This window comes from Psychromonas sp. KJ10-2, assembly GCF_047323255.1.
Classification (GTDB): Bacteria; Pseudomonadota; Gammaproteobacteria; order Enterobacterales; family Psychromonadaceae; genus Psychromonas.
The window spans coordinates 2,684,973-2,709,825 of record NZ_CP178827.1; the positions used below are offsets into that span (position 1 = coordinate 2,684,973).

Sequence of the window (24,853 nt, forward strand, 5' to 3'; positions counted from 1 at the left end):
TTAGTGCTCGACATTAATATCTGTAGTAGGAATACAACTACAAGCAAGCACATAACCTGCCTCTATATCTTCCTTAAACAAACCTTGGTTACTTAATACATTCACTTCGCCGGATAATAGCTTAGTTTTACAGCGTCCGCATTTACCACCACGACAAGAGTAAGGGATATTAATTCCTGCCGCCTCAGCTTGATCTAATAATAACCCTTGGTCATTACCGTCGATACTCACCTCTGATTTTTCAAAGTGTATCTTAATCGTTTTATGGCTGAGTTTTTTCTCACCTAGCATTGAGGTGTAAGTTGGCGGAGTTTGTGTTTCCAATACTTGGATAGTATCTCCTGAGCGAATAGTACCTTCATTCAACGGGATTAAGTTTTGCCCAAAGTCAATATTGCCTTGATGAAATCGATATTCAGAGAGGGTTTTAAGTGGCTGCTCTAAATCAGGAACTCCAGTTAAAGGATCAACATTAGTAAAGTTACAACGCGAACAGGGTTTACTGACCTCAAATTCGACTTCGCCAATTTTAATACGTGCCCAAGTATCTTCGATAAATGGCTGATCGCCTTTCATAATTAAATTAGGGCGAAAATGTAGTGCTGTTACCGGATTCTGTAGGTGAGTATTAAGCTCATCAATAGAGTTTTGATTAATTAAGAGTAGTGGATAACCATCGGCAAAGGAGACCTGTGTACTGCGATTTTTAACGCAACGAGAAGTACTTTCTGAAAAATAAACCAGTTGGCAATCTTGTTTTAAATAGTTAGAGAACCACTTATCATAATCAGGATGGCAATGTTGAGCTTGCATATTATCCGCCCAGACTTCCACTGTTTGCATCTGCTCTGTGAAATGTTCCGTTTGGATATAGATGCTGGTTTGCTTAGGTGCACTTACCAATAAGCCTTTTTTCGAAAACTCAATGCTGATTTGAGTTAATTGTGGGTGGGTTCGTCCAGTGATAAACTTACCATTGAGATCTACTAACATATAGCGTCTATCGTTAGTTAACCCTTTTCTTCAACAAAGGTCTGACGTAATTGAATGCCCTTTGTTGACTTTATTGGGTAAATATAAAGGTCAGTTAAACTTTGCACACTTATCCTTATTTGGTTCGTTCAAGTAAATAGCCCGCATAATCAGGAATACGAGTGGCATAGACTTTATCAATATGAAATGAATCCATAATGAAATCTGCAGTCGCGATATTAGTCGCAATGGGAATGTTCCATACTGCTGCTAAACGCAATAATGCTTTTACATCGGTATCGTGTGGTACTGCGTTCATTGGGTCCCAAAAAAAGATCAGGAGATCCAATTGCCCTTCAGCGATTTTAGCGCCTAACTGTTGGTCGCCACCCATTGGTCCTGACAGTAAGCATTCTATTGGTAGCTTGGTTTGCTTTTGTAACAAAACGCCCGTTGTACCAGTGGCAAAAAGCTGATGTGTTTCTAATTGTTGCTTGCGTTTATCTGCCCAGCTGATGAGCAAATCTTTCATATGATCGTGTGCAACTAGCGCTATCTTTTTTGATGGCGCTAAATCACGCGTAATGTATTCCATGGAATTACCTTTTATAAAAAATTAAGCAGAGTAGTGCTTATCACCAAACATCAGTTTGTACATTAACCAAATAGCGAGGATCAGCGAAATAGTGATGGATAAGAAGTTAGATCCTAGCTCTGGGTATAACGCACCGGTGAAAGCCGCATATGAGAAAATACCAATAAAAAAGGCTGCCCAAGCAGGACGAATAGTCACTTCATTGTTCGCTTCATTAATATATAAACGATAAAAATGAGTAATAGCGAAAAATAGGGTAAAAAATGGGAAAAGAGAAAAGGTAACTTGTGAAATTGTTAAAATAGAAAAGCACGCATTAGCTGATAAACCTATTAAAAACGCATAAATTAACCATTTTATAGATATGTTGCTTTCTTGCATCTTATTCACTCCTAGGGGGTTGGCTATTTGGAATATAAAAAATAGCATGAAGCCATGCCTATTTCTTGTTTTTTATAACAATGGTGAGAGCTTAGCATTAGTTCTGTAATTTTGCTTTGTGATAAATTTACTGAACTCGTTATTTGTTGTAAGAATGTGTGACAAATGCTATCAAATTGTTAATATAAAGTTTATTTCCTATATGAGGGTATCTAATGTCGACACCAAAAAGTCCAAAAGCCGCTACTGTAAATTATGATTATGATGCCATTGTGATTGGTACTGGTCCTGGTGGTGAAGGTTCGGCAATGAAGCTGGCAAAAGCAGGTAAACGCGTCGCCGTGGTTGAAAAGTACAGAGATATTGGTGGCGGCTGTACGCATTGGGGAACTATACCTTCGAAAGCATTACGACATAGTGTGACGCAATTAATCGAGTTAAAAAATAATGCGTTATTCACTAATAATTACCCACAAAAACATGCTTTTACATTTGCTGATGTATTACATCACACACAAAAAGTGATCGGTGAACAAGTAAAAATGCGCAGTAGTTTTTACAATCGTAACAACTGTACATTACATTTTGGTGAAGCCTCTTTTGTGGATAATCATTCTATCAAGGTGAAAAACCTGGATGGTTCCGTGGAAGTGATTACAGGGAAGGATATTATTATCGCCACTGGCTCTCGCCCTTATCATCCACAAGATATTAACTTTAAAGCTGCAAATATTTATGACAGCGATACTATTTTGTCATTGGACTATCAGCCTAAGAATATCGTGATTTATGGTGCAGGGGTGATCGGCTGTGAGTATGCTTCTATTTTTAGAGGTTTAAGTGTTAAAACCGACTTAATTAATACGCGAGATAGACTGTTGTCATTTTTGGATGCAGAAATGTCCGATGCCTTGTCTTATCACTTTAGAAACTCTGGGATCATTCTTCGTCATGACGAAGAATACAAAAAAGTAGAGTCTACCGCGGCAGGTGTGGTTATCCACTTTCAGTCCGGTAAAAAGATGAAGGCTGATTGTTTATTGTATGCCAATGGGCGAACAGGTAATACAGATTTGCTAAATCTTGAAGCGGTTGGCTTGAAACCTGATAGCCGTGGTCAATTGTCCATTAATGAACACTATCAAACGGCTGTGGATAACATTTATGCTGTTGGTGATGTTATTGGTTACCCTAGCTTAGCGAGTGCAGCCTATGATCAAGGGCGTATCGCTGCAAACCTAATTATTACTCGTGAAGGTAATAAAAAGCTGATTAAAGATATTCCTACAGGTATTTATACCATTCCAGAGATTAGTTCTGTGGGTAAAACTGAACAAATGCTGACGCAACAAAAAGTGCCTTATGAAGTTGGACGAGCGCAATTTAAAGATTTAGCCCGTTCACAAATTCTTGGCTCTGATGTGGGTAGTTTGAAGATCTTATTCCATCGAGAAACGAAAGAGATTTTAGGCATTCATTGTTTTGGTGAAAGAGCGGCTGAAATTATTCATATTGGACAGGCCATTATGGAACAAGAGGGCGCAGGTAATACCATTGAATACTTTGTGCGTACTACATTCAATTACCCAACAATGGCTGAAGCGTATCGAGTTGCTGCGTTGAATGGTTTAAATCGTTTATTTTAAATATGATAATGGGCAGTTGATAACTGCCCATTGGTCTTATTGACTCTTAGCGATAATTTTTCATCACCCATAATAAAGCGCTAATACAGCGTGCTTCTTGAAAATCATCTCTGTTTAATAATTCATCTACTTTGCTGATTGGCCATTTAATCACTTCTAATGGTTCAGGCTCATCACCTAGCAAACGTTCTGGATATAAATTCTTAGCCATAAATAAGGTCATTTCACTGCTAAAGTAACTTGGTGCCATTACTACTTTTCTGAGTTCTGTGAAATCTTTAGCACCAAAGCCTACTTCTTCTTTGAGTTCTCTATTTGCTGCTTGTATCGGAGTTTCACCTGGGTCAATAAGACCTTTTGGAAAACCTAACTCATAACTATGGGTGCCCGCAGCATATTCGCGAATTAATAGAATGGTTTCATCGTCATAAAATGGAACAACTAATACAGCACCTTGTGTACTGCTTTTCATACGCTCAAATTCACGTTCTTCGCCATTACTAAATTTCAGTTGTAAGGTTTCAATTTTAAAAAATCGACTACAAGCGGCAACACTTTTATTTAGTATTGTGGGTAAGATTGGTGATGTATTACTCATAGTTGCCTCATAGTGTAATTGGTGAATAAAACGCTGTTTTTGAAAGCCTGTATTTAATCTCTTATTACCAAAGCCTCGTCTTTAATAACGGGCTTTGGTGATGGTAACGTTTATTTAAAAAGCTCATCGTCATAGATAGTGCCACCAGATTGGTTGCTTGATCCACTATAAATTGGCTCAGGCACATAGTCAGTCGGGACATTATCTTCTCGGAAGAATTCAAACATAGTCGATTCATCCGTCGCCGTAGATAACAAACCTGTTGCAGCATCAATGCGTACTGTGGTGATTGATGCTGGCCGTTCAGGTTGATACTCAGGTTTATTTTTCATTACTTTGCTCATGAACATATTCCAAGCTGGTAACGCTGTTTTACCCCCGAATTCACCACCTGCAGTTTGATTTTTACCTAGATTATTATTATAAGCAGCGCGCCCTAAATCACGATTGTAATCATCAAATCCTACCCAAGAAGTGGCCACCATATTGCCTACAAAGCCAGAGAACCAAGCATCTTTTGAGTCATTGGTTGTCCCTGTTTTACCACCCATATCTTGTCTGCCGATTCCACGTGCAGCTCGCCAACCTGTGCCATTCCAGTTGGTATTGTTTTTTCTATTGCCTCCACCCCATACAGCAGTACGTAAAAGCTCGCGTACTAAAAATGCGGTCTCTGGTGGAATCGCTGACTCGGCGATTTGTGATTGATCAATAGGTGAAATAGCACAAACTTCAGCATTGTGGTCGGTAATAGTTTTAGTTGCTAATGGGTTATTTGCAATTGCTTCTGCCTGTGCTTGGTACTCTTCAGTACATTGTGGACAAGCGATTTTTGGTTCTGCTTGATATAAAACGGTGCCGTATGCATCTTCAATACGCTCAACCAGATAAGGCTCAACTTTATAACCACCATTGGCAATAATAGCGTAACCTGTTGCTAGGTCAATTGGCGTAATAGACGCTGAACCCAGCGCTATCGAGTTGCTTCTTGGCATGTCGTTTTCGTTAAAACCAAACTTAGTAAGTTGGTCAATAATCTTCGTTAAACCTAAGTCTTCGACTAAACGCACTGATACTACGTTTTTAGACTGACCTAATGCTTGGCGTAAGCGAATTGGTCCGGCATAAACCGCAGGTGAGTTTTTGGTCGCCATGCTGCACTACCGCTCCATTGATTGATTGGCGTGTCATTAACTAGGGTCGCTAAGCTGTAGCCATTATCTATTGCTGCAGAATAGATGAAGGGTTTAATATTAGAGCCTACTTGACGCTTAGCTTGAGTTGCACGGTTAAACTTACTTTGCACAAAACTATAGCCGCCAACTAATGATGTAATAGCACCATCCTGCGGGTTAAGAGACACAAATGCTGAACTCACTGCTGGGTATTGTGATAACTGTAGTTGCTGAGTTACTTTATTATCTTTGCTGACATCTACTTCACGCACCCAAATTTGCTCGCCCACTTTAACTATGTCAGCGGCTTTTTTAGGTGGTGTGGATTGTCTTGAATCAGTAATAAATTTACGTGCCCAGCTTAGTCCATCCCACTCTATAGTGGATTTTTGTTCTGCCCGGCCTTTAATCAGTACTTCAATACTTTTCTCTTTAACGGCTACCACAACCGCAGGTTGTAAACCGCCAAAATTAGTTTCTTTGGCTAATGTTTTAGCTATCTTCTCTGCAGGCCAAGCTGCTTCACCTTCTTCCCATAACACTTTAGTTGGGCCTCGGTAACCATGTCGCATATCGTAAGCATGTGAGTTTTCAATGACTGCTTGTTTAGCGGCTTGTTGCGCTTCTTTGGTAATAGTAGTGTAAACATTGAAGCCTTCGTTATAACTTCTCTCTTTACCGTACAGCTCGATCAGCTTATTACGTGCAATTTCTGCCACATAATGAGCAGATAATGTGATTTCTGCACCATGATAGCGGCTTAACACCACTTCATTACGTGCATCTTCATATTCTTTTTGTGAAATATAACCTTCATCTAACATACGCATTAATACAATATTGCGTCGTTCAGTCGCATTTTCTACTGAGTAGATAGGATTTAAACGAGAAGGTGCTTTTGGTAGCCCCGCTAATACGGCCATTTCCGATAACGTTAATTCTGAAACAGTTTTACCAAAGTAAACTTGTGCTGCTGCACCAACACCAAAAGAACGATGTCCTAATGCAATTTTATTTAAGTACAGCATTAATATTTCGTCTTTAGTGAGGATTTGTTCTATCTGTATTGCGATAAATATTTCACGCACTTTACGAAGAATTGTCTTTTCGTTGGTTAAAAAGAAGTTTCGTGCTACCTGCTGGGTAATGGTACTGGCACCCTGTTTGGCACTTCCTGACATGATATAAACACTTGCTGCACGCATGATACCAATAGGGTCCATACCCACATGTTGGTAAAAGCGACTATCTTCTGTTGCAATAAATGCATTTACTAGTTGATCTGGAATTTCTTTGCGTAATAATGGTATACGTCGCTTTTCACCAAATTGAGAAATGAGTTCTCCATCTTTACTTAGGACTTTCATTGGCACTTGTAGAGGTATATCTTGAATACTCGTCACGTCAGGTAAGTCAGATTTTAGTTGATAATAAATGACAAATACCGCGGCTACGCCAATAAAAGTCAAGATAATAGCAACTAAAAAAGTCTCTTGAGCCATTTCATCATATTTAAATAATTCCATTGGTGGTGTGACTAAGTCACTTTTATGTTAGATATATAGGGTATGTAGTATATAGTGATAAATTATGAGTTAAAGAGCGAACTGTGACTTATCGACTTGGAAGTTCTAGAATTTAAACTTATTATCAATAATACACGGATTTCAAAAATTATTTATTTAAGCTATAGATAGCAGGGAAATTATGTTTTTTGGATTAAAAAAATTAGCCTCTCGTAGTGTCATTGGGATTGATTTTGGATCAAGTTCAATCAAGGCCATTGCGATTTCAAAAGGGTCAGGAGCATATCGCGTAGACGGTATCGCTGAAGCACCAGTTGCAAAAGGATTAATTGTCGATAATCGCTTTGAAGAAGTGGATAAAATCACCGCCATCCTGAAACAAATTCGTCACAGTTTTCCTTCCAGTTATAAAAATGTTGCGATCGCCGTTACCGGTTCCGACGTGATCACCAAAGTGATGAAAATGAATGCATCACTTGGTGAGCTAGACTTAGAATCTCGCGTTGAGATTGAGGTTGAAAACAGTATCCCTTTCCCACTAGATGAAATCTTTATCGACTTTGAAATCATGGGGCCTAGCGAAAATGATAAATCTTTAAATGACATACTAGTGAGTGCTGCACGTAAAGAGCGAGTTTTATCTCAAGCCCAGTGTGTAGATGACAGTGGATTAAAAACCACGATCGTTGATATTGCCAGTCATGCTTTAGCACGTTCTGCAGAGATGATCATGACCTCTGACGATTATAATCGCGGTGTAGCAGTGGTGGATATCGGTGCAACACAAATGATGTTGAATATCCTATATCAAGGTAATGTTATTTTTACGCGCAGTAAAAGCCACGGTGGCGGACTGTGTAATCAAATGCTTTCAGAGCGTTATGGCATGCCAGCCCAAGAAGCTGAGCAAGCTAAAATCAATCAAGACCTTCCTGATGGTGCAGAAATCGATGTTATTACCCCTTTTGTGAATATGACGGTCAATCATCTACGTTTTGATTTGCGAATGTTCACTAATGCTCCTAATAATGTAGATGTACAAAAGTTGATCCTAACCGGTGGTGGGGTATTAATGCCGGCTTTAGCTAAACAATTACAAGATGAGCTAGAGTTTGAAGTAGAAATTGCAGATCCTTCATTGGCGCTTGAATGTAAAAGTGAAGAAGACAGCAAATTATTAAAAGAATCTGGCGCTAAATATATGATGGCACTAGGCTTAGCACTAAGAGGCGTTTCATAATGTCGAATATAAACTTACTGCCTTGGCGCGAAAATTATAAAAAACAGAAAAAGACAGCCTTTTTTATCCTATTAGGCATTAGTGCGTTGATTGCATTAGCTTTGTCTTATGCTGGGAAAATGTATGTTGATTCGTTAATTGATGCACAAAATCAACGAAATCAATATTTACAAACGGAAACGATTATCTTAGATCGCCGTATTGCAGAAATCAGCGATATTAAAAAACAAAAAGCTGAATTGGTACGTCGTATTGACCTCATACAAGAGTTAGAAGCAAAGCGAAATATCATTACACGTTTCTTTAACACCTTACCTGAAGTAACACCATCGGGCGTTTATACTAATTCTATCACCTTTGATAAAGGCAAAGCGGATGTGAGAGGGTTATCAGACTCCACTAACCAAGTCAGTAATATGTTAAGAAATGTTGATAACTCAGGGTGGTTAGGTGACGCGGCATTGCCTTCTATTGTGAGTGGTCCAACGGAACCTATCAAGTTATATAACTTTTCGATGAATTTTATTATTCTACCTGAAGATGAAGACGGGAAATAATTATGCATATTAATGATATGGATTTCGATAATGTAGGCAGCTGGCCTAAATTGCATAAAACAGTGGTCATTGCGATTGTTTGTATTTTGTTGATTGGTGGGTTTTATTATTATGTTATCGAAGATCAGCTTAAACAGTTAGATAAAGTTGAAGCAAAAGAGTTAACATTAAAAAATGAATTTAAGGTCAAGGCTGCCTTGTCTTCAAATCTTGAAGCTTATCGCGCACAAATGACTGAAATTGAGGTAATCTTAGCTGGCTTAGTTAATAAATTACCGACTAAAAAAGAGCTTGCAAGCTTATTGGATGATATTGGTTTTATTGGCTCAAACAATGGTCTGCAATTTAAAAGCCTTAACTGGGGAGTAAATAAACAGCTGGAGTTAGCTGAGGAGGTGCCGATAAGTATTAAAGTAGTAGGAACCTATGAGCAGTTAGGTCAATTTTCTGCAGACATTGCCGCGTTACCGCGTATTGTTATATTAGATAATTTACGATTAAAACATAACGATGAAAACACCTTAATGCTTGATATCGTTGCTAAAACATATCGTTACAAAGGACATAAATAATGAAAAAATTATTACCTTTACCTTTGGTTTTTTTATTATTTTCCTGTTCTGAGGCAAACCTCGAAGATTTAAATAAATTTGTCGTTGATACTAAATCCAAAGTTTATCCGGTTAAAAATGAAGTACCTACACTAAAAAAAATCGATACACTTAATTTTACACAAGCCGAAGGACGTAATCCTTTTTCACAGCCTAAGCTTGAAGTCGTTGCCGAAGTAAAGGATACTCCTAAAAGTTGCCCTCAGCCTAATTTTGAACGTGAAAAACAAGCGCTTGAGTTATATTCTTTAGGGCAAATGCAAATGCGTGGCACGCTGTTAAAAGATGGCGAATTGTCCGCGTTAGTGCAAATATCTGGTAATGAAGTTCATCGTGTTAAACCAGGTAACTATCTAGGATTAAATTACGGAAAAGTACTAAAAATAAATAAAGATCAAATTGACCTGTTAGAGCTCGCGCCAGATCAAAATGGTTGTTGGGAAGAACGGCTTACACAGATTAAATTAGTCTCAAAATAAAGTTAATCAGGGATGAAACGGAAATCATGAAATTATTAAATATAAAGCAACTTGCGCTGTTCAGTATTAGTAGCGTCTTGCTCATTTTATCTCCTTTTGCAGTTGCCGAGTCGCAACTGGTTAAATTAAACGTTAATCCACTTTCTGAAGGGAAGTTTGAATTAAAATTTGAATTTAATGAAGCTATCAGTAGTTACACTGATAAATTGAATTATCGCCCTAATAAACTAGTGATCGATGTTGCAGATGCTAGTTCATTACTTGAATTAAACCCTATCCCTATTGATAAAAATGGTGTTGAAAACGTTGAAGCCGAACGCATGAGCGAAGGTTTGCGTTTAACGATCAATATTGATGAGTTAATGCCTTATTACATTGCAGAACAGGGTAACAACTTAGTAGTGAGATTCGGTGATACAGCACTACAAAGCGATGCCAGTGAGTCAGAAACTGCGATTGCTGCAGCGATTCTGCAGGATACCGGCGATCAAACCGCACAAAAAACCATAGATGAAGCGGCTGAGAAAGCTCGTCAAGCAGCTTCTATTGACCGCCCTAAAGGTTATGTAAACACCATTGCCGATATCGACTTTAAACGTGGCTCTGAAGGGCAAGGTAAGTTATTTGTTTACCTAGATAACTCCAGTGTTGCAGTTGATATTAAGCGTCGTGACCAACAACTGATTGTCGAGTTCCAAAGCACCTTTATTCCAGATGACTTCTTATACATCATGGATGTAGTCGATTTTGCGACCACTGTGAATAAAATTGAGACTTTCCGTGAAGATGGTAAAACGCGTTTTGTGTTCAACATAAAAGATGAATATAACTACCGCTACGATCAACTAGATACCTTATTTATGATTGAGGTGTCGAAAAAACCTGAAGATGAAGCCGATGCGCCTTATGAAGGTAAAGCTATCTCACTTAACTTCCAAGATATTCCTGTACGTACGGTATTACAGTTAATTGCTGACTTTAACGGTTTTAACCTGGTTATTACTGATTCTGTAAGCGGTAACATCACATTACGTTTAGATGATGTGCCTTGGGAGCAAGCCTTAGACATTATTCTTAAAGTACGTGGTTTAGGTAAACGTATGGATGGTAATGTATTGATGATTGCTCCAGCTTCTGAGTTAGCGGCCAGCGAACGTCAACAATTAGAATCGAATAATGAAGTGGCGGCGTTAGCGCCTCTATACTCAGAATTTATTCAGATTAACTATGCAAAAGCAGAAACTATTGCAGCGTTATTATCAGGTCAAAGTGCAAGCTTATTATCTGAGCGTGGTAATGTGACTGTTGATACCCGTACTAATATTCTTTTAATAAAAGATACTGCGGCAGTGATTGACTCGGTTAAAGAGATTATTGATGTATTAGACGTTGCGGTTCGTCAAGTAGTGATTGAAGCGCGTATGGTGACAGTAAGTGATTCTGTAGCGGAAGATTTAGGGGTAAGTTGGGGGTTAGATACTGATTCAGCTACTTCTGATTCAAGATTAAATACCTTAGATGTAAATCTGCCTGTTGCCTCATCTGCCGGTACTTTAGGTTTCCAAGTCGCGACATTAGCGAATGGTAACATCTTGGATCTAGAGCTATCAGCTTTAGAGCAAGAGAGTAAAGCAGAGATTATTGCTAGCCCGCGTATTACGACACTGAATCAACAAACTGCTTATATTGAGCAAGGTACTGAAATCCCATACGTAGAATCATCTTCATCAGGTGCAACTACGGTGAGCTTTGAAAAAGCGGTATTAAGCTTACAAGTAACACCGCAGATAACACCGGATAACAAACTGATTCTAGACTTAGTGATCACCAGGATTCTGTAGGTGAGACGGTAACAACTAGTGATGGTGAGTCGGTTTCTATTGATACGCAAGAGATTCAAACTCAGGTATTAGTGGATAATGGCGAAACGCTTGTATTAGGTGGTATTTACCAACAACAAATCTCAGATACCATCAGTAAAGTGCCAGTCTTAGGTGATATTCCTTACCTAGGTTACTTCTTTAGAAACTCGGTAACTGATAATACAAAATCTGAGCTGTTAATTTTTGTTACGCCACGCATTGTGATGCAAACAAAATACTAACCTAAATCGCTCATAAGTCATTCAAGAAGCCTGAAGTTTATCTTCAGGCTTCTTTTTTTATGGCTTGCAATATATTGATAACAATTGCGATAATAAGGCACTTCTCTTTAATTTTTAAGGGGCTTCCCAATAATCAACCACTTGAGTAAAAATTCAACATGGCAGAACAGCGTAATATATTTTTAATTGGCCCAATGGGGGCTGGTAAAAGCACAATTGGCCGTCAACTAGCACAAATGCTGCACTTAGACTTCCTTGATTCAGATAGTGAAATTGAACGCAAAACAGGCGCTGATATCGCTTGGGTGTTTGATGTCGAAGGTGAAGAAGGCTTTAGAAACCGTGAACAAGAGATGTTAGACGAGCTAACTAAAAAACATGGTATTGTTTTAGCAACAGGTGGTGGTGCCGTTATTCGTCAAGAAAACAGAACGCACTTATCGGCTCGTGGTATTGTTGTTTATTTAAAAACGAGCGTGCAAAAGCAATTAGCAAGAACGTTAAAAGACAAACGTCGACCACTTCTACAAACAGATGATCCCCAATCAGTATTAGAAACTCTAGCTGAAAAGCGTAATGCACTTTACGAAGAAGCGGCGGATTACACTATTGAAACTGACGAGCAAAGTGCCAAGGTTGTTGCTAGTCAAATTATAGCTTTATTGGATTTTTAATGGAAAAGTTACTCGTTGATCTAGGTGATCGTAGTTACCCTATCTCGATAGGTTCACATCTTTTATCAGATACTGACTTATTAAGCAGTGCGATAAAAGGCAAAAAAGTCATGATTGTTACTAATGATGTTGTCGCACCACTCTATTTAGAGGCCTGTAAAAATACATTAAAAGATTTTCAAGTAGATGACGTAATTTTACCTGACGGCGAGCAACATAAAAATCTAAGTACTTTTGAAATCATATTAAGTGAACTATTAGCTAAGAAGCATGCTCGTGACACCACCATTGTTGCATTAGGTGGCGGTGTTATTGGTGATATGGCTGGTTTTGCTGCGGCATGTTACCAACGTGGTATCGCCTTTGTACAAATTCCTACTACGTTACTTGCTCAGGTTGATTCATCAGTTGGTGGTAAAACCGCTGTTAATCACCCATTGGGTAAAAATATGATTGGTGCTTTTTATCAACCACAATCTGTTGTGATTGATATTGAGTGTCTAAAAACCTTACCTGATCGTGAATTTGCAGCGGGTATGGCTGAAGTGATTAAGTATGGCATTATTTATGATCAAGACTTCTTTAAATGGCTTGAGCAAAATATTGAAGCGATCAAAGCATTAACACCAAGTGCAATTATTTACATGCTAAAACGCTGTTGTGAGATTAAAGCGGAAGTGGTTGCTCTTGATGAAAAAGAGCATGGCATTCGTGCTCTGCTGAACCTTGGCCATACTTTTGGTCATGCGATCGAAGCGGAACAAGGTTACGGTAACTGGTTACATGGTGAAGCGGTTGCCGCTGGTATGGTATTAGCAGCTGAAACCTCTTTTGTATTAGGTTTAATCGAGCACGATGATGTGGATCGTATTATTGACCTAATTGAAGCCTTTGATCTACCGCTAGCAGCACCTGAAAATATGCAATATCAACATTTTGCAGAACATATGCAGTTAGATAAAAAGGTACTTGATGGGAAACTACGCTTAGTACTACCTACTTCTATTGGTACTAGTGCATTATTTGATGATGTAAGTGAAGTTGTACTTCGTGATGTCATAGAATCTTAATCTATTATGGTTGAAAGAACGCTTATACCGCTTCCTTCACAGTTGCAGCTTTTAGATCGGCTGCAACACCATATCTATCTATCTTCCTCTCTTATCATGATCACTGGTGAAGCCGGATCTGGTAAAACCACACTAACTGAAAACTTATCTAATGCTTTACCTGCAGAGTTAAAACAGAGTTACCTGTGCTTAAGCAAGGTTGCTACTGTGCCAGCTTTAAGACAAAAGGTGATAGAGCAGTTATTTGAGCATGCTTTATTTAATGCTCAGGATAAATTAGTCGATTCTGTTGAACGCTTACAGGAGGAGTCTGGTGAAGCACAAAATCGCTTGTTAATTATTGATAATGCACATTTTTTGCCAACAGACTTTTTAATTGAGTTATCTGAGTTATTAACTTCCTATGAATTAACTGAGAATAATAACGTTAATGTCATCTTATTAGGCGATACAGCAACCACTAAGGGCTTCTCTGAGTATTTAGCTTCACATCTTGCAGATAGATTACGCAGGAGCTTAAATCGCTTAGAGTTAATATTACCTGCGTTAAGTACACAGGAAGCAAAGGCACTGTTAGCACATAATTTTGCGCAAATAGGTTATCAAGCTAAATTACAGCATCAAGATGCGTTATATCACCAATTAAGTTTATGTGCGGGTAATCCACATAAGATAATCACACTCGCAGAAACACTGAGCCAAGGTGGTTTTACTGAAGATAAACATACTTGGGTTAAAACTTGGCTGCCGGCTGCACTATTAATGTTGTTATTAGTGGTGATTGTCACCGCTCTAGGTATCTATTTATATCCTAAATTTATTCCTGAGAAATCAGAGAAGATAGTTGAATTACCTATTGAACAGTTGATTGATCCTGTCTCTGAACCAGAGAGCTCGACTAACACTGAACCCTTAGCGGGTGGCTGGTCTACTCTAGATTTAGATATTTCAGATAATGAAAGTACAGTGGGGCTTTCTGATCAAAAAGAGCAACGTGTAGTGGTTTCAGATGACCAGTTAATCACATTACCTGTATTAGTTGAACAGCCTAATAAGGTGATGGTGGAAGCACCTGCAGTGTTGAAAGAACAGGCGATACCTGCTTTATTAACACCTAATGAAGCACCCTCATTATCATTGGATAATCAAGAGAGTGTGGCTCAGCAGATTCAGCAGCAAGCGACAGAGGATAGCGAAGCGACTCAAACCAATCCTGAGCAAAAAGAGCCTGAGCCAGCAGTAGAGGTGGTACAACAAACACCACCTAATAATGAACAAAAACAAGCGACAGATAGTTTGTTTACGGCATCGAATATTCTATTAAGTAAAAATCCTAAACACTTAACCATACAGCTTTCAGCTATGTCTACGCGCTCTTATTTAAGTGCTTTCAAGCAGAAATATGGGGCAATAGAAAACGTGTTTATATATCAAACTATTCGTAACAATAAACCTTGGTTTGTTGTCATTTACGAGGAATACACCTCACAAGCATCTGCAAACTTGGCGATTAAAAACTTGCCAGCAGCATTTGCAGATATGCCTACTTGGATAAAGTCATGGCAAGCAGTACACAATGATTTGCGGTTAAATAATGAATAAAAAAAATAGAGCCTTTTTAAAATGGGCTGGTGGGAAGTTTACCTTAACTGAACAAATTAATTCACGCTTACCAAAAGCGAATAGATTAATCGAACCCTTTGTGGGCGCAGGTTCGGTGTTTTTAAATACTGACTTTGATGAATATGTGCTGAATGATATTAATCCTGATTTAATAGAGATGTATAAAATCATCAAACGTAAACCTAAACAGTTTATCCGTGATGCTAAAGTCTATTTTCAAGCAAAATATAATCAAGAAGACGTTTATTACCAATTGCGTGAAAAGTTTAATAAAAGTGATGATGTTTATCTGCGCTCATTATTATTCTTATACATGAACCGTCATGGTTACAATGGTCTATGCCGCTATAATAAAAGTGGTGGCTTTAATGTCCCTTTTGGGCGCTATAAGCAGCCTTACTTTCCTGAAACTGAACTGTTATTTTTTGCAGAAAAAGCCAAAAAAGCGACTTTTACCTGCAAACCTTATCAAAAGTTGTTTTTGTATCTGCGTGATAATGATGTGCTGTATTGTGACCCACCTTATGTGCCGTTAAGTAAAAGTGCTTCTTTTACTAGTTATGCAACACAAGGCTTTAGTTTGGATGATCAAGCTCAATTAGCGAAGTTAGCGAGAGAAAGTAAAGCGGCAGTATTATTAAGTAATCACGATACCACCTTAACTCAAGAGTTATATCGTGATGCAGAGTGCGATAAAATCTTTGTTGCGCGTACCATCAGCAGTAAATCAACGGATCGTAAGCCGGTTGCCGAGTTATTTGCTTTTTTCCGGCTAAAACGAAATCAAACGCAAACATCACAAATAAAAATTAGTGTGTTAGTCGCTGCTTAGGTAGAATGGCGCACTCATACTTTAGCTTATTTCTATTTAGGAACAGACCATTATGACAGACTATTTAATTGCACCTTCAATCCTTTCTGCAGACTTTGCTCGTTTGGGTGATGATGTTAAAAAAGTATTAGCTGATGGCGCTGATGTGGTGCATTTTGATGTAATGGATAACCATTACGTACCTAACCTAACAATTGGTCCAATGGTGTGTAAAGCACTACGTGATTACGGTATTACTGCACCGATTGATGTTCACCTAATGGTTGAACCAGTAGATAGCATGATTGTTCAGTTTGCAGAAGCGGGCGCTTCTATTATCACTTTCCATCCTGAAGCATCAAAACATGTGGATCGTTCATTACAACTGATTAAATCTTACGGTTGTAAGGCAGGTTTAGTATTAAATCCTGCGACTTCGTTAGAAGAGTTAACACATGTAATGGATAAACTAGACGTGGTACTATTAATGTCTGTTAACCCTGGTTTTGGTGGTCAATCATTTATTCCTCATACACTAGAAAAACTACGCGCAGTTCGTAAGTTAATTGATGAAAGTGGTCGTGATATCCGTTTAGAAGTAGACGGTGGTGTTAAAACAGATAACATCAAAGAGATCGCTGAAGCCGGCGCGGATATGTTTGTTGCAGGTTCTGCTATCTTCAATCAACCTGACTATAAAGCAGTGATTGATGAGATGCGTGAACAGTTAGCGGAAGTAAAATAAAGCAGCTAATTATGTCTCAACTTACTGATATTAAATTACTCTGTTTTGATCTTGATGGAACCCTGGTTAATAGCGTTCCTGACTTACGTTTATCATTAAATGCCATGTTGGACGAATTATCTTTACCACATGTTAATGACCTAGTCGTTAAAACATGGGTTGGTGATGGTATTGCTAAAATGGTTGAACGTTGTTTACTTCATGTAAACGGTTCTCCTAGCTCAAGAGCAAACATTAGCTGATGCGGTGAGCCTCTTTGAAGGTTACTACCAGCAATTTTTAAATACCGAGTCGGGTTTATACCCTGCGGTCAAAAGCACTTTATTTAAGCTACAGGATAAAGGCTATAAAATTGCATTAATTACTAATAAAGCTGAAAAATTCTTACCTGAATTACTCGCCTATTTTGGTATTGATCGCTGTTTCGATCTATTACTAGGGGGAGATACGTTAGCGCGTAACAAACCAGACCCTATGCAGGTTGAGTTTGCTTGTGAGCATTTTAAAGTCAATGCTGCACAATCCGTGATGGTAGGTGATTCGCGTAATGACATTTTGGCTGGGCAGAATGCCAAGGTAACAACCATTGCACTAACTTACGGTTATAACTTTGGTGAGCCGATCAAACAGATTAATCCAGATTATATTATTAATCATTTCGATGAATTATTAACATTGCTATAAGTGCAATGAAGGAAAGTAAAAATGACTAAACCCGTTGTATTAAGTGGATGTCAGCCATCAGGTGGCTTAACAATTGGTAACTACATGGGCGCATTACGCCAATGGGTAGCGATGCAAGAAGACAACGATTGTTTGTTCTGTTTAGTTGACCTACATGCAATTACGGTTCGCCAAGATCCTAAAGCATTACGTAATGCCATCTATGATGGTTTAGCAATGTATCAAGCAGTAGGCATTGACCCACAAAAAAGCACCATGTTTATTCAGTCACAAGTACCTGAGCATGCGGAGTTATCTTGGATTTTAAACTGTCATACGCAAATGGGTGAACTAAACCGCATGACACAGTTTAAAGATAAGTCGCAAAAAAATGTCACTAATATCAATGCCGGCTTATTTAGCTATCCAGTATTAATGGCGGCTGATATCTTATTATATGGTCCAAAACATGTGCCTGTTGGTAGTGACCAAAAGCAACACCTTGAGTTAGCTCGTGATATCGCAACACGTTTTAACAATGCTTACGGGGAAACTTTTGTTGTACCTGAGCCTGCTATTCCAGAGCACGGCGCGCGTATCATGAGTTTACAAGAGCCAACTAAGAAGATGTCTAAGTCTGATGACAATGAAAAGAACTTCATTGCTTTATTAGAAGATCCGAAAAAAATAGCCAAGAAAATTAAAAGCGCTGCGACAGACTCTGATGAACAAGCACGTATCTACTTTGATACTGTTGAAAAACCAGGTGTATCTAACTTACTGACTTTATTGTCATGTTCAACAAACCGTTCAATTGAGAGTTTGATCCTGAATATGAAGATAAAATGTATGGTCATTTGAAATCAGATACTGCCGATGCTGTTGTTACGCTATTAGAGCCAATTCAAGCTCGCTTTAAAGAGTTGCGTGCAGATGAGCAAGCATTACAAGCTATGGCCCGAGTAGGCGCTGAAAAAGCTCGTGAGCGTGCAGCTGAAACCCTAGCTAAGGTTTATGACCGTATCGGTTTTTTACCTAAATAGTTTTCAGATAAATAGAGCTAACAAAAAGGGCTGATAACATGTGATGTTATCAGCCCTTTTTCTAGTAATCGGTTTACGTCTTATACCAATTGTATTAAATAACTGATCTAAATTTTGCGCCGGAAAAATGGCTTAGTTTGAGGCGTAAGTTGATGTAAATGGTTGTTCCCTATACGAAACTTACAACGAAAAAATAAGTTGTTTTAACAAGTAAAATAGATCAGTTACTTACTATGATTGGTATTAACCTTCGCCTAAACCTTTACCTGCATCTTTTTTGTTAATTAACTCAATCATGTAACCATCAGGGTCTTTAACAAAAGCGATCACCGTTGACCCGCCTTTTACAGGACCTGGCTCACGAGTAATAATACCGCCTAAGCTTTTGATTTTTTCACAGGTTTGGTAAATATCATCGGTTTCGATAGCAATATGTCCGTAGGCATTACCCATATCGTAACTGTCAGTACCCCAGTTATAAGTTAATTCGATCACTGTTGTATCAACTTCATCACCATAGCCTAAAAAAGCTAAGGTATATTTATATTCAGTATTTTCCGATTGACGTAATAGCTTCATATCCAACACATTTTGGTAAAAATCGATCGATTTTTCTAAGTTGGTAACACGTAACATAGTGTGTAATAAACGCATAAGTCTGTCCTTTAATTAAAATAAATAATACCGATCAAGTAGCCAATTTCTCGGTTGTCTTCGATGAATGAGATCCTATCATAAATGCACTTAATGACAGGCTAATCTTACTGTTGATTATTGCTTCCAGTTAACTATCTTTTTCTCTTTACCTGTCAGTAAACGACGAATATTACTGATATGCCGCAAGATAATTAAACAGGATAACATCAACACGGGTAAGGTAAATTCTGGTTTGATGAAGTGTACATAAACCGGTGAGGCAATCGCAGTGACTATCGCAGCTAAAGAGGCATAACCACTAATCGCCACAGTTAATAACCAGGTGATCACCACTAAACCTGTCATATCCATACCTAAGGGTAACAATGTTCCTAAGCCAGTGGCTACTGCTTTCCCGCCTTGAAAATTAAAGTAAGGTGGGAAAATATGTCCTAAACAGGTCGCTATGCCAATAAAGCCAATGGCAAACGGGGGGATACCAAGGAAGTAAGCAAGATAAACAGGAATTGTACCTTTTAACAGATCAAAGATAAGTACCAAGCTAGCCGCTTGCGCATGATGCATACGTAGCATATTGGTTGCACCTGGGTTCTTTGAACCATGACTTCGCGGGTCAGGCCAACCTTTGTACTTGCACAATAAAATCGCACCGTTAACTGCGCCAAGAAAATAGGCCAAGAGACTAAAAATAAGTGTTGCCAGTATAATCATGGTACTTATTTCATCCTATTAAGGTAAAATGCGAGTCAATTATATGTTGCCTACCAAGAAACAATGTAGCCGCCAATGATAATTTTCAGGTTAACGTCTGAGTCTACTCGCTAAGTGCAATAAAAAAAGCGTAGTAGTATCAAAAAACAAATACAATGATGGGATACAAATATGGATATTGTTTTTATAAAACAGCTAGAAGTGATCAGTACAATCGGTGTTTATGATTGGGAAAAGGGCGTACAACAAAAGCTCTACTTTGATTTAGAAATGGCCCACGATAATAAACCAGCAGCTGCGAATGACGATATTAATCTCGCATTAAACTATTTCAGTGTGTCAGAGCGTGTTAACCAATTTGCTCAACAAAACCAATTCGAACTATTAGAGACAATGGCAGAACGAGTTGCTGCTTTGATCATGCAAGAGTTTGCAGTGCCTTGGATTAAATTAACATTACATAAACCTGGTGCATTACCTAAAGCACAGAGCTTAGGTGTACAAATTGAGCGTGGTGAAAAGTAATGGCGCATATTTTCATTGGTGTTGGTTCAAGTATTAATCGACGTGAAAATATTCGTTTGGGCGTACAAGCATTACAACAAACCTTTGGTGAACTCAACCTCTCTAATGTTTATGAAAGTGAAGCGGTTGGATTCGAAGGTGGTCATTTCTATAATCTAGTAGTGGAACTAACCAGTGATTTACCTATCGAAGAAGTGATAAAACAGCTAAAAGCGATTGAAATACAGTTAGGTAGACCATTAAAAGCGGTTAAATTTGCACCACGAACATTAGATCTGGACCTACTATTATACGATGATGTGATTGATAATAGTCTTGATCTCCCTCGTGCGGAAATCACTTTGAATGCATTTGTATTAAAACCGTTGGCAGAATTAGCACCTAGATTATTACATCCTGTTTTACAGCTTAGTTACCATACTTTATGGGCACAATACCCAGCTTATAAACAGAAGTTATGGAAGGTGGATTCACCTGTTATCGCCAAATCCCAATCATCATCTTAACCAAATGAGATAAATATGAGTTTTTTAGAAGTTATTGTTCTAGCCTTAATACAAGGTTTAACTGAGTTTTTACCTATTTCGAGTTCTGCACACTTACTGTTACCTTCAGTGTTACTAGGATGGCAAGACCAAGGTCTGGCTTTTGACCTAGTGTTAAACATCGGTACCTTGGCCGCCGTGGTTATCTACTTCCATAAAGATTTACGCAATATGTCATTGGCGTGGTTCAATTCCATTAAACATAAGCAAACCACTCAAGATAGCAAACTTGCCTGGTGGATTATTTGGGCGACTATTCCAGCCGCGTTAATCGGTTTTTTGGGGAAAGATTATATTGAGTTATATCTACGTAGTGGTTACGTAGTAGCAACGACTACGGTATTGTTTGGTTTGCTACTGTGGTGGGCAGATGCCAAAGCGGTACAGAGTTAAAACCGAATATCAAACAGGATTAAAAGGCGCTATCTTTTTAGGTTGTGCACAGGCATTAGCTTTAATTCCGGGTACCTCTCGTTCAGGTATCACTATTACAGCAGGTTTAATGCTAGGGTTAACGCGTAATGCGGCAGCGCGATTCTCATTCTTGATGTCGGTGCCAATCATCTCTATGGCGTCGGGTTATGATTTACTTAAATTTATCTTATCCGATGAATATGTAGACTGGACTTCGTTAGCATTGGGCGCTGGTGTCTCTTTTATTAGTGCGATTTTATGTATTCACGTCTTCTTAATACTATTGAATAAAATTGGCATGTTGCCTTTTGTTATCTATCGTTTGATATTAGGGGCTGCGTTGTTTTACGTATTAAGTTAATACAAAGCAAAGGATCTTCGGGTCCTTTGCTTTGTTCTTAATAGGCGTAGAAGTTAGTTTGGTTTAGGATTGTTATCTTTAAACTCTTGTACAAGGTCAATTCTTTGCTGTTGTAGCTTATTTCTGATCTCTACACCTTGAAAACCTTGTTTAATGATCGCTTGAATATCAGCAGTTAAAGCATGCTGAAATGCTTTCCACGTATAGTCCGCTGTTGGGTAAGGTAATAACTCAAAGCCGGTTCTGCCTTTAGAGTCAGCAACGCAACATTGCAACATTTGTTGGAAACGCTGTGGTTTTCGCCATGCATCACACTTATCCATAATGCCTACCAAAGTACTTGCGCGTAACTCGAAAGCACTGTGGATATTAGTATGATGCTCGCTCACTAATAGCGCTAAATCTCGACATTCATTGGGTACTTTTAAGCGTTTACAGAATTTTTTAATCACTGCTAAGCCTTTCATTCCATGCCCTTTATGACTAGGCCATTCACTTTGAGGGGTTAGTGCTTTACCTAAGTCATGCACTAAACAGGCAAAGCGAAAGGCAACGGAATCAGAGAGTAAACAAGCTTGTTCTACCACCATTAACGTATGAATGCCGGTATCAATTTCTGGATGCCAACGTTTTGGTGCTGGCACGCCATATAAGTTGTCGATTTCAGGAAATAGCGCGGCTAATGCACCACAATCTCTTAATGCTTGAAAGTACACTTGTGGGCTATCGGTACGCAGAGCTTTCTCTGTTTCTACCCAGACTCGTTCTGGAGTTAAACTCTGTAATTCACCACTGGCAGCAATCTCTGTCATTAACTGTAAGGTTTCAGGGGCAATATAAAAGCCTAGTTTTGCAAAGCGCGCAGCGAAACGAGCAACACGTAATACACGTAGCGGATCTTCGCTAAAAGCAGGGCTAATATGGCGTAATACTTTATTAGCCAAATCTTGCTGGCCACCATAGGGGTCAATTAACTGTTGCTCCTTACTTTGTGCAATGGCGTTAATGGTCAGGTCACGACGTGCTAAATCATCTTCTAGGGTAACATCTTCACCTGCATAACAAGTAAAACCTGTGTAGCCTGAACCTTGTTTACGTTCAGTACGGGCTAGGGCGTATTCTTCATTTGTTGAAGGGTGTAAAAATACAGGGAAGTCTTTACCAACTTGGGTAAATCCTTGTGCTAACATTTTTTCAGGCGTGCTGTTAGTGACAACAAAGTCATGATCTTTAACTTCGATACCTAATAATTTATCTCTTACTGCGCCACCGACTAAAAACACCTGCATTACTTATCCCCTTAATCATCAATATACTCATTATAACCAAACTATCGGAAGATGCTGAAGCTTGTGTATCCTATAACTAATGATTGTCACGGATATATGTTTTAATATGATGTTAACATAGGATTAATTGGCTATTTATTTCGGTTCTTTTGAATGCGGATCCACATTGAGCGTAAGGTTTAAAATGTATCAAGAATTTTTTCTTTGAAAGAGCAACCCTTCTCTATTTCCCCTGATCCTGATTTTCTGTTTTTAAGTGATCGCCATAAGGAAGCTCTCGCACACTTGATGTATGGGCTGCAGGGTAATGGTGGTTTTGTGTTGCTGACAGGTGAGGTAGGAACAGGAAAAACCACTGTGTGTCGTGCGTTATTACAAGATATGTCAGCGCAAACGGATATCGCTTTTGTACTGAATCCTGCACAAACTGAAGTGGAGTTATTAGCGACAATTTGTGATCAGTTTAAAATTGATTATGACCAGCAACGCACGAGCTTAAAAAGCTTATTCGATGCGATCAGTGGTTGGATGTTACATAATCTAGAAAAAGGGCGCAGTGCTATTGTTTTAATCGATGAAGCACAACATTTAAGTTTCGCAGTATTAGAACAATTACGGCTATTAACTAATATTGAATCAGATAATAAAAAACCGTTGCAGGTTATCTTAATTGGGCAAACAGAGTTACAACAAAAACTAAAAGAAAATCAATTACGTCAGCTAGCTCAGCGTATCACAGCACGTTATCATTTGTTACCACTCACCTTGCAGGAAACAGAGTATTATATTCAACATCGCCTGAATGTTGCAGGAGCTAGTTATCCTATCTTTGAGACTAAATTGCTGAAGCGTATTTTCAAATATAGTCGAGGTATTCCGCGTTTAATTAACTTGATATGTGATCGGAGTTTATTGTGTGCGTTTAGTCAAAATTCACCCAAAGTGAACGCAAGTATGGTTGATTTAGCAGTGAAAGAGATCGACTTAAGTCTGGATCATGATACGGGTAATAACCTCTTTAAGTATCTATGGCGCGTTTTATTTTTAGTGATTTTAGTTGCGATTACTGCTTATCAAGCACCAAAGATTTGGCATCATTTAATGCAACCTGAGCAAGCGTTGGAAACCGTCAGCGAAATGCACCTAAATGTTATTCCTGAAGTTGCTGAGCCTACACAACAACCCGTTGCTATCACACCGCCTGTATTACCACCGACATCTATTAATAATCAATTATCTTGGTTCGATAACTACCCAACGTTAGATCTATCTCAAGGCGAGTATGATACTGCGGTGCAGACATTATTTGCAGTATGGGGTTATCAAGTGGCATCGGGGAAAGCAAATTGTGAACAAGCTAGTAGAGGATCGCTATTGTGTTTTTCAAGCAATACCTCTTTACAGAAGTTAACCACGCTTAACTACCCTGCAGTCATTGAGTTAGCCTCCGATGAAGATATTGTTTATGCGGTGTTATACCGTGTTGAAGATCAATTTGAATTATTAATTGGTAGCCAACAAATCACAGTAGATCAAGAGTGGCTGGATGAATACTGGAGTGGTGAGTTTACATTATTGTGGCAACCGCCTTTTGCTATTGATAAACCATTAAAGTTCGGCGAAAAAAGTGGCAGGGTATTGTGGCTGACCGCGCAGCTTAATCGTTTGTATGGTTTACCAGAGACACAAAAAGACCGTTTTGATTGGGAGTTAAAAGAGCAAGTGACAGCATTTCAGGAAGATAATAGACTAGTGGCAGATGGCATTGCTGGGCAACAAACCTTAATGCTATTAGCACAGCAATTAGATCCTAAAATTCCATCATTATTATAGAGGCA

22 protein-coding genes and 4 pseudogenes are annotated in these 24,853 nt (G+C 38.7%); 18 read left to right on the forward strand and 8 right to left on the reverse strand.

The features are described 5' to 3' along the window. The 3 genes from ACLKL2_RS13005 to ACLKL2_RS13015 form a co-directional block, all read right to left on the reverse strand. The gene (locus tag ACLKL2_RS13005) at positions 1-993 is read right to left on the reverse strand and encodes a YcbX family protein (protein ID WP_413692004.1); all 993 of its coding nucleotides are present in this window, start codon (positions 991-993) and stop codon (positions 1-3) included. A gap of 115 nt (positions 994-1,108) precedes the next feature. Beyond that, a complete protein-coding gene (locus ACLKL2_RS13010; protein ID WP_413692006.1) occupies positions 1,109-1,567 on the reverse strand; it encodes a methylglyoxal synthase in 459 nt (152 codons plus the stop codon). Between the two features lie 21 nt (positions 1,568-1,588). Then, complete coding sequence (locus ACLKL2_RS13015; protein ID WP_113819332.1) at positions 1,589-1,948, reverse strand: YijD family membrane protein; 360 nt, start codon at positions 1,946-1,948, stop codon at positions 1,589-1,591. A gap of 215 nt (positions 1,949-2,163) precedes the next feature. Here ACLKL2_RS13015 and sthA point away from each other — a divergent pair, with 215 nt between their 5' ends. Then, a complete protein-coding gene (gene sthA / locus ACLKL2_RS13020; RefSeq protein WP_413692008.1) occupies positions 2,164-3,594 on the forward strand; it encodes a Si-specific NAD(P)(+) transhydrogenase in 1,431 nt (476 codons plus the stop codon). Positions 3,595-3,640: 46 nt separating this feature from the next. Here the strand turns inward: sthA and nudE are convergent, their stop codons facing one another. Both nudE and ACLKL2_RS13030 read right to left on the reverse strand, forming a co-directional pair. Then, positions 3,641-4,192 carry an ADP compounds hydrolase NudE gene (gene nudE / locus ACLKL2_RS13025; protein ID WP_413692009.1) on the reverse strand — a complete coding sequence of 184 codons (552 nt, stop codon included), beginning with the start codon at positions 4,190-4,192 and terminating at the stop codon, positions 3,641-3,643. A 110-nt stretch (positions 4,193-4,302) separates the two neighbouring features. Further along, positions 4,303-6,874, reverse strand: a pseudogene (locus tag ACLKL2_RS13030) (penicillin-binding protein 1A). 200 nt (positions 6,875-7,074) lie between these two features. Here ACLKL2_RS13030 and pilM point away from each other — a divergent pair. The 13 genes and pseudogenes from pilM (at position 7,075) to trpS (ending at position 18,513) form a co-directional block, all read left to right on the forward strand. Next, a complete protein-coding gene (gene pilM, locus ACLKL2_RS13035; RefSeq protein ID WP_413692010.1) occupies positions 7,075-8,133 on the forward strand; it encodes a type IV pilus assembly protein PilM in 1,059 nt (352 codons plus the stop codon). Beyond that, entirely contained in the window at positions 8,133-8,690 is a 558-nt protein-coding gene (locus tag ACLKL2_RS13040) for a PilN domain-containing protein (RefSeq protein WP_113819337.1), read from the forward strand. The genes pilM and ACLKL2_RS13040 overlap by 1 nt, the downstream gene beginning before the upstream one ends. A 2-nt stretch (positions 8,691-8,692) precedes the next feature. After that, entirely contained in the window at positions 8,693-9,262 is a 570-nt protein-coding gene (locus tag ACLKL2_RS13045; RefSeq protein WP_413692012.1) for a type 4a pilus biogenesis protein PilO, read from the forward strand. After that, entirely contained in the window at positions 9,262-9,780 is a 519-nt protein-coding gene (locus tag ACLKL2_RS13050) for a pilus assembly protein PilP (RefSeq protein ID WP_113819339.1), read from the forward strand. The genes ACLKL2_RS13045 and ACLKL2_RS13050 overlap by 1 nt, the downstream gene beginning before the upstream one ends. Before the next feature lie 26 nt (positions 9,781-9,806). Next, positions 9,807-11,884: pseudogene (gene pilQ / locus ACLKL2_RS13055) on the forward strand (type IV pilus secretin PilQ). Between the two features lie 158 nt (positions 11,885-12,042). Beyond that, on the forward strand, positions 12,043-12,558 hold the full coding sequence (gene aroK / locus ACLKL2_RS13060) for a shikimate kinase AroK (protein WP_113819341.1): 516 nt from the start codon (positions 12,043-12,045) through the stop codon (positions 12,556-12,558). After that, a complete protein-coding gene (gene aroB / locus ACLKL2_RS13065; RefSeq protein ID WP_113819342.1) occupies positions 12,558-13,628 on the forward strand; it encodes a 3-dehydroquinate synthase in 1,071 nt (356 codons plus the stop codon). Before aroK ends, aroB begins: the two co-directional genes overlap by 1 nt. 6 nt (positions 13,629-13,634) lie before the next feature. After that, entirely contained in the window at positions 13,635-15,230 is a 1,596-nt protein-coding gene (locus ACLKL2_RS13070) for an AAA family ATPase (RefSeq protein ID WP_413692014.1), read from the forward strand. Beyond that, positions 15,223-16,083, forward strand: coding sequence for a Dam family site-specific DNA-(adenine-N6)-methyltransferase (locus tag ACLKL2_RS13075; RefSeq protein ID WP_413692016.1), 861 nt, complete (start codon positions 15,223-15,225; stop codon positions 16,081-16,083). The genes ACLKL2_RS13070 and ACLKL2_RS13075 overlap by 8 nt, the downstream gene beginning before the upstream one ends. Before the next feature lie 52 nt (positions 16,084-16,135). Beyond that, on the forward strand, positions 16,136-16,807 hold the full coding sequence (gene rpe, locus ACLKL2_RS13080; RefSeq protein WP_413692018.1) for a ribulose-phosphate 3-epimerase: 672 nt from the start codon (positions 16,136-16,138) through the stop codon (positions 16,805-16,807). A gap of 11 nt (positions 16,808-16,818) precedes the next feature. Beyond that, complete coding sequence (locus ACLKL2_RS13085; RefSeq protein WP_413692020.1) at positions 16,819-17,049, forward strand: hypothetical protein; 231 nt, start codon at positions 16,819-16,821, stop codon at positions 17,047-17,049. A 4-nt stretch (positions 17,050-17,053) separates the two neighbouring features. Beyond that, the gene (locus ACLKL2_RS13090; protein ID WP_413692022.1) at positions 17,054-17,491 is read left to right on the forward strand and encodes an HAD-IA family hydrolase; all 438 of its coding nucleotides are present in this window, start codon (positions 17,054-17,056) and stop codon (positions 17,489-17,491) included. A 21-nt stretch (positions 17,492-17,512) separates the two neighbouring features. Next, positions 17,513-18,513: pseudogene (gene trpS / locus ACLKL2_RS13095) on the forward strand (tryptophan--tRNA ligase). Between the two features lie 243 nt (positions 18,514-18,756). Here the strand turns inward: trpS and gloA are convergent. Next, positions 18,757-19,167: a lactoylglutathione lyase gene (gloA, locus tag ACLKL2_RS13100; RefSeq protein ID WP_113820109.1), complete on the reverse strand. Its 411-nt coding sequence runs from the start codon at positions 19,165-19,167 to the stop codon at positions 18,757-18,759. 117 nt (positions 19,168-19,284) lie between these two features. Further along, complete coding sequence (plsY, locus tag ACLKL2_RS13105) at positions 19,285-19,881, reverse strand: glycerol-3-phosphate 1-O-acyltransferase PlsY (RefSeq protein WP_413692024.1); 597 nt, start codon at positions 19,879-19,881, stop codon at positions 19,285-19,287. 171 nt (positions 19,882-20,052) lie between these two features. Here plsY and folB point away from each other — a divergent pair, with 171 nt between their 5' ends. The 3 genes and pseudogenes from folB (at position 20,053) to ACLKL2_RS13120 (ending at position 21,726) form a co-directional block, all read left to right on the forward strand. Further along, positions 20,053-20,406, forward strand: coding sequence for a dihydroneopterin aldolase (gene folB / locus ACLKL2_RS13110; protein ID WP_113820111.1), 354 nt, complete (start codon positions 20,053-20,055; stop codon positions 20,404-20,406). Beyond that, a complete protein-coding gene (gene folK / locus ACLKL2_RS13115; protein WP_413692025.1) occupies positions 20,406-20,912 on the forward strand; it encodes a 2-amino-4-hydroxy-6-hydroxymethyldihydropteridine diphosphokinase in 507 nt (168 codons plus the stop codon). The genes folB and folK overlap by 1 nt, the downstream gene beginning before the upstream one ends. 15 nt (positions 20,913-20,927) lie before the next feature. Next, a pseudogene (locus ACLKL2_RS13120) lies at positions 20,928-21,726 on the forward strand (undecaprenyl-diphosphate phosphatase). Positions 21,727-21,779: 53 nt separating this feature from the next. On the opposite strand, the gene ACLKL2_RS13125 reads toward ACLKL2_RS13120, so the two are convergent. Continuing rightward, positions 21,780-23,015, reverse strand: coding sequence for a multifunctional CCA addition/repair protein (locus ACLKL2_RS13125; protein WP_413692027.1), 1,236 nt, complete (start codon positions 23,013-23,015; stop codon positions 21,780-21,782). A 204-nt stretch (positions 23,016-23,219) separates the two neighbouring features. Between ACLKL2_RS13125 and ACLKL2_RS13130 the strand changes: the two genes are divergently transcribed. Next, entirely contained in the window at positions 23,220-24,848 is a 1,629-nt protein-coding gene (locus tag ACLKL2_RS13130) for an ExeA family protein (protein WP_413692028.1), read from the forward strand. Positions 24,849-24,853 lie beyond the last annotated feature (5 nt).

What these genes read in the sequence shown, in the direction of transcription:
- ACLKL2_RS13070 (WP_413692014.1), top strand. Translation starts at nt 13,635, where the DNA reads ATGGTTGAAAGAACGCTTATACCGCTTCCTTCACAGTTGCAGCTTTTA.
- pilM (WP_413692010.1), top strand. Translation starts at nt 7,075, where the DNA reads ATGTTTTTTGGATTAAAAAAATTAGCCTCTCGTAGTGTCATTGGGATT.
- rpe (WP_413692018.1), top strand. Translation starts at nt 16,136, where the DNA reads ATGACAGACTATTTAATTGCACCTTCAATCCTTTCTGCAGACTTTGCT.
- plsY (WP_413692024.1), bottom strand. Translation starts at nt 19,881, where the DNA reads ATGATTATACTGGCAACACTTATTTTTAGTCTCTTGGCCTATTTTCTT.
- aroB (WP_113819342.1), top strand. Translation starts at nt 12,558, where the DNA reads ATGGAAAAGTTACTCGTTGATCTAGGTGATCGTAGTTACCCTATCTCG.
- ACLKL2_RS13005 (WP_413692004.1), bottom strand. Translation starts at nt 993, where the DNA reads ATGTTAGTAGATCTCAATGGTAAGTTTATCACTGGACGAACCCACCCA.
- ACLKL2_RS13040 (WP_113819337.1), top strand. Translation starts at nt 8,133, where the DNA reads ATGTCGAATATAAACTTACTGCCTTGGCGCGAAAATTATAAAAAACAG.
- aroK (WP_113819341.1), top strand. Translation starts at nt 12,043, where the DNA reads ATGGCAGAACAGCGTAATATATTTTTAATTGGCCCAATGGGGGCTGGT.
- ACLKL2_RS13015 (WP_113819332.1), bottom strand. Translation starts at nt 1,948, where the DNA reads ATGCAAGAAAGCAACATATCTATAAAATGGTTAATTTATGCGTTTTTA.
- nudE (WP_413692009.1), bottom strand. Translation starts at nt 4,192, where the DNA reads ATGAGTAATACATCACCAATCTTACCCACAATACTAAATAAAAGTGTT.
- ACLKL2_RS13085 (WP_413692020.1), top strand. Translation starts at nt 16,819, where the DNA reads ATGTCTCAACTTACTGATATTAAATTACTCTGTTTTGATCTTGATGGA.
- sthA (WP_413692008.1), top strand. Translation starts at nt 2,164, where the DNA reads ATGTCGACACCAAAAAGTCCAAAAGCCGCTACTGTAAATTATGATTAT.
- ACLKL2_RS13045 (WP_413692012.1), top strand. Translation starts at nt 8,693, where the DNA reads ATGCATATTAATGATATGGATTTCGATAATGTAGGCAGCTGGCCTAAA.
- ACLKL2_RS13125 (WP_413692027.1), bottom strand. Translation starts at nt 23,015, where the DNA reads ATGCAGGTGTTTTTAGTCGGTGGCGCAGTAAGAGATAAATTATTAGGT.
- gloA (WP_113820109.1), bottom strand. Translation starts at nt 19,167, where the DNA reads ATGCGTTTATTACACACTATGTTACGTGTTACCAACTTAGAAAAATCG.
- ACLKL2_RS13010 (WP_413692006.1), bottom strand. Translation starts at nt 1,567, where the DNA reads ATGGAATACATTACGCGTGATTTAGCGCCATCAAAAAAGATAGCGCTA.
- folK (WP_413692025.1), top strand. Translation starts at nt 20,406, where the DNA reads ATGGCGCATATTTTCATTGGTGTTGGTTCAAGTATTAATCGACGTGAA.
- folB (WP_113820111.1), top strand. Translation starts at nt 20,053, where the DNA reads ATGGATATTGTTTTTATAAAACAGCTAGAAGTGATCAGTACAATCGGT.
- ACLKL2_RS13050 (WP_113819339.1), top strand. Translation starts at nt 9,262, where the DNA reads ATGAAAAAATTATTACCTTTACCTTTGGTTTTTTTATTATTTTCCTGT.
- ACLKL2_RS13075 (WP_413692016.1), top strand. Translation starts at nt 15,223, where the DNA reads ATGAATAAAAAAAATAGAGCCTTTTTAAAATGGGCTGGTGGGAAGTTT.